At 65.1% G+C, this 6,853-nt stretch carries 8 protein-coding genes; 5 read left to right on the forward strand and 3 right to left on the reverse strand.

The annotated features are described in order from the left end of the window. Positions 1–46: 46 nt before the first annotated feature. A complete protein-coding gene (locus tag ITJ69_RS20030; RefSeq protein WP_194673822.1) occupies positions 47–211 on the reverse strand; it encodes a hypothetical protein in 165 nt (54 codons plus the stop codon). A 95-nt stretch (positions 212–306) separates the two neighbouring features. On the opposite strand from ITJ69_RS20030, the gene ITJ69_RS20035 reads away from it, so the two are divergent. The 4 genes from ITJ69_RS20035 to ITJ69_RS20050 all read left to right on the forward strand — a co-directional run bounded on the left by ITJ69_RS20035 (position 307) and on the right by ITJ69_RS20050 (position 4,285). Beyond that, positions 307–918, forward strand: a complete 612-nt coding sequence (locus ITJ69_RS20035; protein ID WP_194673823.1) for a TetR/AcrR family transcriptional regulator — start codon at positions 307–309, stop codon at positions 916–918. A 318-nt stretch (positions 919–1,236) separates the two neighbouring features. Beyond that, positions 1,237–1,839, forward strand: coding sequence for a TetR/AcrR family transcriptional regulator (locus tag ITJ69_RS20040; RefSeq protein ID WP_194673824.1), 603 nt, complete (start codon positions 1,237–1,239; stop codon positions 1,837–1,839). Between the two features lie 92 nt (positions 1,840–1,931). Then, positions 1,932–3,128: an MFS transporter gene (locus tag ITJ69_RS20045; protein WP_194673825.1), complete on the forward strand. Its 1,197-nt coding sequence runs from the start codon at positions 1,932–1,934 to the stop codon at positions 3,126–3,128. Next, on the forward strand, positions 3,125–4,285 hold the full coding sequence (locus tag ITJ69_RS20050; RefSeq protein ID WP_194673826.1) for an epoxide hydrolase family protein: 1,161 nt from the start codon (positions 3,125–3,127) through the stop codon (positions 4,283–4,285). Before ITJ69_RS20045 ends, ITJ69_RS20050 begins: the two co-directional genes overlap by 4 nt. A 155-nt stretch (positions 4,286–4,440) precedes the next feature. Here ITJ69_RS20050 and ITJ69_RS20055 read toward each other — a convergent pair whose 3' ends face one another. After that, complete coding sequence (locus ITJ69_RS20055) at positions 4,441–5,157, reverse strand: helix-turn-helix transcriptional regulator (protein WP_194673827.1); 717 nt, start codon at positions 5,155–5,157, stop codon at positions 4,441–4,443. A 39-nt stretch (positions 5,158–5,196) separates the two neighbouring features. After that, the gene (locus tag ITJ69_RS21125; RefSeq protein WP_194673828.1) at positions 5,197–5,529 is read right to left on the reverse strand and encodes a nuclear transport factor 2 family protein; all 333 of its coding nucleotides are present in this window, start codon (positions 5,527–5,529) and stop codon (positions 5,197–5,199) included. Positions 5,530–5,634: 105 nt separating this feature from the next. Between ITJ69_RS21125 and ITJ69_RS21130 the strand changes: the two genes are divergently transcribed. Beyond that, the gene (locus ITJ69_RS21130; protein ID WP_194673829.1) at positions 5,635–5,952 is read left to right on the forward strand and encodes a hypothetical protein; all 318 of its coding nucleotides are present in this window, start codon (positions 5,635–5,637) and stop codon (positions 5,950–5,952) included. Positions 5,953–6,853 lie beyond the last annotated feature (901 nt).

Raw genomic sequence — 6,853 nt, forward strand, 5'->3', positions numbered from 1 at the left:
ACGTGGTGTGTGGTAACTCACATCGTCCCGGAGGTCTTCACTTACGTCACCCGTTCACAACGTCCCGGGGAACTACATCTAGGTCGCTGATGTAGTTCGCCGCGTACGAGTACCCGGGCGTCGTCCAAGCCGACGCTGCGACGGCTTCGGCAACGAGAAATCCTGCTCCCGCGACGACAAGCAACGTCGCAGCGATCTTGGTTCGTGTCATGACTAGTCCATATCCTTATATCAAACGGACCGCGTGGTCCGTCTAGATACTGTGTCATAAACGGACCACACGGTCAACTTTGGTAGGCTCACGCCATGACACTTCCTTCGCGGCCCGCGCGCGCAGACTCCGTTCGGAACCGTGAGTCGTTGCTTGCGGCAGCCGAGTACGAGTTCGCGGCTTCGGGTCCGGACGCATCCGTCGCGGACATCACAGCTCGCGCCGGAGTAGGAAAGGGCACATTTTTCCGGCACTTTGCGACCAAGGACGACCTACTCGCCGCGATCGTCGAACGGCACGTCGATGACCTCGTCACAGAGGGGCGACAACTCCTCGAGCTTGACGACGCCGTCGAAGCCCTCTTCAGTTTCATGGCCATGAGCGCCGAGCGCCGCCGACAGCACGGCGTGGAGTTCCTGCTGCGCGCAGGCAGGAGCACGCCAACGTGGGACGACCTACATGACCGATTCCTCGGCATCGTGTCCGCCCTCTTGGCCCGGGCCCAGCAGGCAGGCGCAGTCCGTGCTGACATCACACCAGTCGACATAGTGCTGCTGGCATGTGCGCCCACGCACATCGTCGAACCGTCAGCAAGTGGCACCCGTGCCGAACTCGGGCAGCGCTACTTAGCCGTAATCCTCGACGGACTACTGACCCCCAATCCCCGACCGCTTCCCACAATTTCGGCATCGACAGCGAGTCTCTGACACTCCCGCAGCCCGCGCGCCCTTGGGACCCGACGACACTGCCGTGGAGCCAGCGGCGCGAACGGGCGCGGACGACATCAAGCGGCGCGGAAACACCGACATCGAGCGGCGCTGCCCACACTTCACGGGTGCGGATGCGCTCGGAGAGCGTGCGGCAGCGGATCGCTTGTTTCGCTCCGGAAGCCGGGCGTCCGACTTCGAGTGAGCGGACTTCATGCGGCGTCGTGAACAGGGATGCCGAGCAGCCGCGCGCGATGTGGTCATGAAGGGATTGATCGTGGACACCAGCAACGGGAGTACTTGTGTACAGTTGTTCTTATGGCTCACGATGGCACTAGTCGGTCCCAGCGCAGCGAGCAGCCAGAGCGTCGGCAGCGCAGATCGGATCCGGACCGCGCTCGGAGGATCCTGACGGCGGCCGTGGAGTGCATTGCCGTCGTTGGAGTTGCTGGCGCGACGCACCGAGCGATTGCCCAGCGTGCCGACGTCCCACTCGGCTCCGTGACGTATCACTTTGCCTCGATCGAGGATGTGGTCGAACGCGCCTTCGGGGTTTTCGTCGACGAGCAGAACCATGTCTATGCGGATCTCTTCATGGGTGTTGGCTCCCGGCACGAGTTGATGAACGTCCTCGTGCGGCTTGTCGTTGGGGGGGCTGCACGTTCACGTTCCGCTGCTCTCGGCTTCGAGCTGCATCTCGCCGCGTTGCACCGGCCTGGTCTTCGTCCTCTTGTGGAGGCGTGGACGCTCCAGAGCCGTGCCACGCTTGCGGCGCACGTCGGCAGCTTGGATGCTGCGCGCCTGGACGCGCTGTTGGAGGGCATGATCCTCCAGTCGCTGCTGTCCACCACTCCGGTCGATGAGTCGGTCATCCGCTCTGTCCTTGACCCCGTCGTGCCGCAGTGGTCGGGACGGACATGAGGGCGAATTCCTCACTCGGAGGCTTCCGTTTTGGTCGGCCGCAATCGGCGGGAGGCGGCGCCGTGGTGGGGCGTGCCGTGTGGGCCGCCAATATGAGCTTCACGGTCCTTGGTGTTTCGGTGTCCAGTTGGACGGCGCGATCGCCGGAACTTGTGCGGCGGCTTCGCATCGAACCGTCGTCATTCGCCTTGTTGCTCGCGCTTGTCGCCCTCGCGGGTGTCGTCGTCTTGCCATTCGCGGGTCTGCTGATCGGGCGGTGGGGCACAGCGCGCGTCCTTCGCGGTGGAGCCTTCGTTGTTGCTGCGTCTCTGGGCTGTGTTGCCGTCGCCTTCGCCGTGGGCTCGTGGGTACTTCTCGCCTTGGGGTTGTCCTGCTTAGGGATGATCACCGGGCTGTGGGACGTTGCGGTGGCTGTCACCGTCACCGACCTGGAGGCCCGAACCGGTCGATCGTTGCTGGCGCGTGCGTATGCCGCGTTCAGCGTGGGGGCAATCACTGGAGGCGTGTTCGGCTGGCTCGCGATCGCATGCCGGGTGCCGGTGTCGGTCCACCTTGCAGGAGTTATTTGCACCGTGGTGCTGGCGATGCAATGGGTCGCAGGGAACAGCATCGGCGGAGTCGGGGTGATTGTGAGCCTGCGCGGCGACACTGGCGCCAGCGGCGGTTCGGGACGGAAGGATGGCGTCGGAGCCGCGGTAGGAGGATTCCGTGCTCCGAAGACGTTCGTGGTTGGGGTGGTCGCGTTCACCTTCGCCGTGATGGAGGGTGCGGGCAGCAACTGGATCGCTATTGCCGCCTCGCGCGATCGTGGCCTCGCGGTCGCGGTTGCCACGCTTCTGTACGTACTGTTTCTGGTGTCGACGACGACAGGACGTTGGTTCGCCGGGTCGCTATCCGACCGATTCGCTAGTTCAAACTTGCTGCGCGCCGCAGCTGGGACGAGCGCGGTCGGCATCGTGACGTACGCTCTGCTGCCGCTTCCTGCAGGGCCGCCGATTGGGGTGGTGCTCTGGGGCCTTGGCATCTCGATCGGGATACCGCTGTGCGTCGGGGCTGTTGGACGCGAGGGACCTGCGGCAGCGTCCGGCATCAGCGTCGTGACGTCCCTCGCGTACGCGGGGTATCTCGTCGGCCCTCCGGGAATCGGGCTCGCCGCCAAACTCACCGGACTGACCGACGCGCTGCCCACTGTCGGCGTCCCGCTTCTCATCATCGCGATGGTCCTCGCCCGCGCAATCCGCCCTCGCACACGCTCACGCTCAACAATCTCCGAGACGGAACTCCCATGACATCTGTACCGTTCGCCTTCCGAGTGCCCGAGGAAGAGGTCGGGGATCTTCGCCGTCGGGTGGACACCACGCGCTGGGCTACACCGATCGGAGCCTCGGGGTGGGATGCTGGCACTGATCCCTCCGAGCTGCGGCGTCTCGCCGCCCACTGGGCCTCAGCGTTCGACTGGCGGGCGCAGGAGGCCATGATCAACGCGTTGCCGTCGTTCATCACCGACATCGGGGGCACAGCCGTCTACTACCTCCGATTCGACGCCGTCGCGACGAGTCCTGGCGACGCCGAGCTACCGCCACTCGTGCTCACGCACGGATGGCCGAGCACGTTCCTCGAACTCGTCGACCTTGCACGGCGGCTCTCGGATCCTGCTACATTCGGCGACCCCACACGGCCGGCGTTCACCGTGATCGTTCCCTCCCTTCCGGGTTTCACGTTCACGCCGGCGCGTCCCACATTCCCCGCCGACCTCCCGACGCATGAGCTCTGGCATCGGCTCATGCGTGACGAGCTCGGGTTCGAACGCTACGGCGCGCATGGGGGTGACCTCGGCGCCGGTGTGACGTCTCGGCTTGGGGAGGCGCACCCGGAGTCCGTCGTCGGCATTCATCTCCTCGCCGTCTCCGGGCCCGCCGACTACGACTCCGAATCGCTCGATGATGCCGAGCGGTCGCACTTGGCCGCCATTGCACGGTGGACGGCAGCTGAGGGCGGCTACCAACACCAGCAGCAGACTCGGCCGATGAGCCTCGCCCCGGCTTTGGCGGACTCTCCGGTGGGACTGCTCGCGTGGATTGTCGAGAAGTACCGCGCGTGGAGTGACAGCGAAGGCCAACTCAGCAGTCGCTTCAGTGATGAGTTCATCCTCACGCAGGCGTCGCTGTACTGGTTCACGAACACCATCTCGACTTCGTTCCGACCGTACTTCGAACACGGGCAGGGCTTGAGCGTGCCGGTCCGGCGGGTCGACGTTCCGACGGCAGTGGCCGTGTTCCCCGCGGACCTCTCACGGCCACCGAGGCAATGGGTTGAGCGGACCTACGCCCTGCAGCGGTTCACGGAGATGCCTCGTGGCGGCCACTTCGCCGCACACGAAGAACCCGAACTTCTTGCCGCCGACATCCACGCGTTCTTCGTAGCGCTCCAGCGATCCGACGGGTGAGGACCAGGACGATGCCTGTCCCCGGTATCGGACTCTCGGCCGGGCCGTGCAACAGGGGGCGCTGAGGTGCCTCCGCACTCGGTCACGATTCGGCTTGGACGTTTGTAGGGAGTGAAGAGATGGCGACGCCCGGTGGCGTGGCCGGAAGCGGCTCGTTAGGCGAGGCGTCGTGTCTGCCACCGGGCGAGGTCGGCTTCGAGGAGCGTCGGGTCCCTGTTCGGTGGCACTTCGTCCAGTATCTCGAGGTGGGTGATGCGGTCGATACGGAAACCGCGGATCGCCTGCCGGAGCCGGCACCATCCGGTGAGCAGCCAGGCATCGCCTGCGCGAAGCAAGCCCATGGTCTCGACGTCACGGATCGTGCTGGTGGCGCGGTCCGGGTTGCCGTCCTCGGTCTCAGCCGCGTAAGAGAGCCGCACCACTCGCCGGGCGGCGATCACGTCCGACAGCATTGCGAGTGGCACGGCGTCAACCGTTTCCGCGACGGCTTCGATGACGTGGATCGTTCCGAGGATCTCTTGCACGGGCTTCCGATGGTCCTCGTTCATGACGGCGGCAATTTTGGCACGTGCGCGACGGGCGGCCCCCTGATACGGCGACGACTCAAGCAGCGCGAGCCCAGCAAGTATCGCCAGCGACTCAGCGGCAGACAGATTCAACGGTGGCAGCGAGTAGTCCGGAAGAATCGAGTAACCACCCGTCGCTCCGTGGTCTGCGTAGATGGGAACACCAGCAAGTTGCAGCGATCCGATGTCGCGTTCGATGGTCCGAGAAGACACTTGAAGTTCGTCCGCGAGCCGAGCGGAGGACCATGGTCGACGTGCTCCTCGGAGCAGGTCAACGAGGGCGTACTGTCGCTCGGCCCGCTTCATGGCCTCATTCTGTCAGTGGCGGTCGAGCATGAAACCGGGTCAGCTCCGCATGCTCCGTTGTCCACCGACGGACCAGACCCGGCTGATGCGGCCGTCATCCGCAAAATCGAAGACATCGACGCCGCCGACGTGGATGCCGCCCACCTGCAGGTCCCAGAGCAGTCGGCCGTGACGGCCGTCGATGGCGTCGGCGACGCTCGTGAAAACGGCACCAGCGTGCTGCCCATGCCACCAGCCGAGATACCGGGCGAAGTCCTCTGCGGTGCGGATGTCGTCCGCGGGGGTGGACCCATCGGGTTCGGTCACAGCGAAATGGATTCGGAAGTCCTCGGCGCAGATCTGTCGCGCGATGTCGCCGTCGGTGTTCCACATTGTGAGCCACAGGCCGAGCGAGTCCCGGGCTGTAGCGATGGTCGTGGGGTCTGTGTTCTCTGTCATGTAGCCACCCTCGGGCGTCGACGCGACAACCGTGTGTCGGTGTTCTTCACGCCTGATGGCTTCGCCGGGCGGAAGCCCGAGCAGTGGACGCACTGGGTCCTGGCGATGCTTGGCTACGATCCGCACATCGACGAGGTGGCGGACCTGTTCGCGAAGGCGGTGATCGCGGACGCAGCTGCGTTGACGCCGGGCCGGGTCAGTCAGGTGGTGTCCGCGGGGGAGTGGCCGGCGTCGACGGAGGCAGCGCATGACCGGTGGCATGCGATTCGGGACTGGCCTGGGGATGCGCTGCGTCGGCACCGATCGTCGTTCTCTGGGCGGATGACGTTCCCGCCGTACGGACGCCGGCGGAGTTGACCAAGGTGTCTCGCTGACCGATCGGCTACCGAAACGCCGATTCGTTGGGGTTCGGTCGGTGGTGTTCGAGCGCGAGGCATGCTCAGGAGCCGACGAGGATGACGCCGTCGACCTGGCCGTCACTCGGTCGGCTGAGCAGAGGCGTCGGAATCAGATCACTGATATTGGAAGTACCACTGATCGCTGAGGATGGGGTGGCAACCCGTCACTTGGTATCCAGCCGACTGGAAAGCCTTCCGAGACGCTTCACACTGAGAACGAGTCGGCTCGGTGTAGGTCTTCCAGCCAGGAGGATCCGCGTGCGCCGCGAGCGACATGAACAGGATTGCGGAGACAGCTAAAACGATGACTGCTGACATCTTTCGCATAGCCGAGGGTAACTCTGGCCTTCACGCGGGGCAACGGCGTGCCGCGCCCACGCGCCCACGCGCCTGACCTGACCTGACCCGACAGGAAGTGGTGGGCTCCCCGCCCAACCACACCGGCCACAGCCCTCTGATGGCCGGCACAGCAGCGACGGGGCGCACTAGACACTGCGCGAGGACGCGACTCGTTCGCCTGCCAGCGTGCACAGTCCGGTCGCCTACCGTGAGAGCGTCGCTAGCTCGCGGATTCTCGCGAAGGCGACTACCGGAAGCTGAGACGCATGGCTCGACCGCAACACATCGTGTAGCAGCACGAACCGGGCGACGACTGGACTGCCCACGCCGACGGGATCATCGTCGGCCGCGTGCAGCGCAACGAGCAGTACGAGCTCCACACGAACGACAATCAGGTTCAGGGCTCACACACCACGCTCGGCAACGCACAGGCACAGCTTGGTGGGGACTGCTGCAGGTTGGGTTGACTCCTGACCTCTGAGGACTTGGTCCTCGGTGGAAGGATGTCGATCATGGCCAAG

Source organism: Curtobacterium sp. VKM Ac-2887 (assembly GCF_015350935.1).
Lineage (GTDB): Bacteria > Actinomycetota > Actinomycetes > Actinomycetales > Microbacteriaceae > Curtobacterium.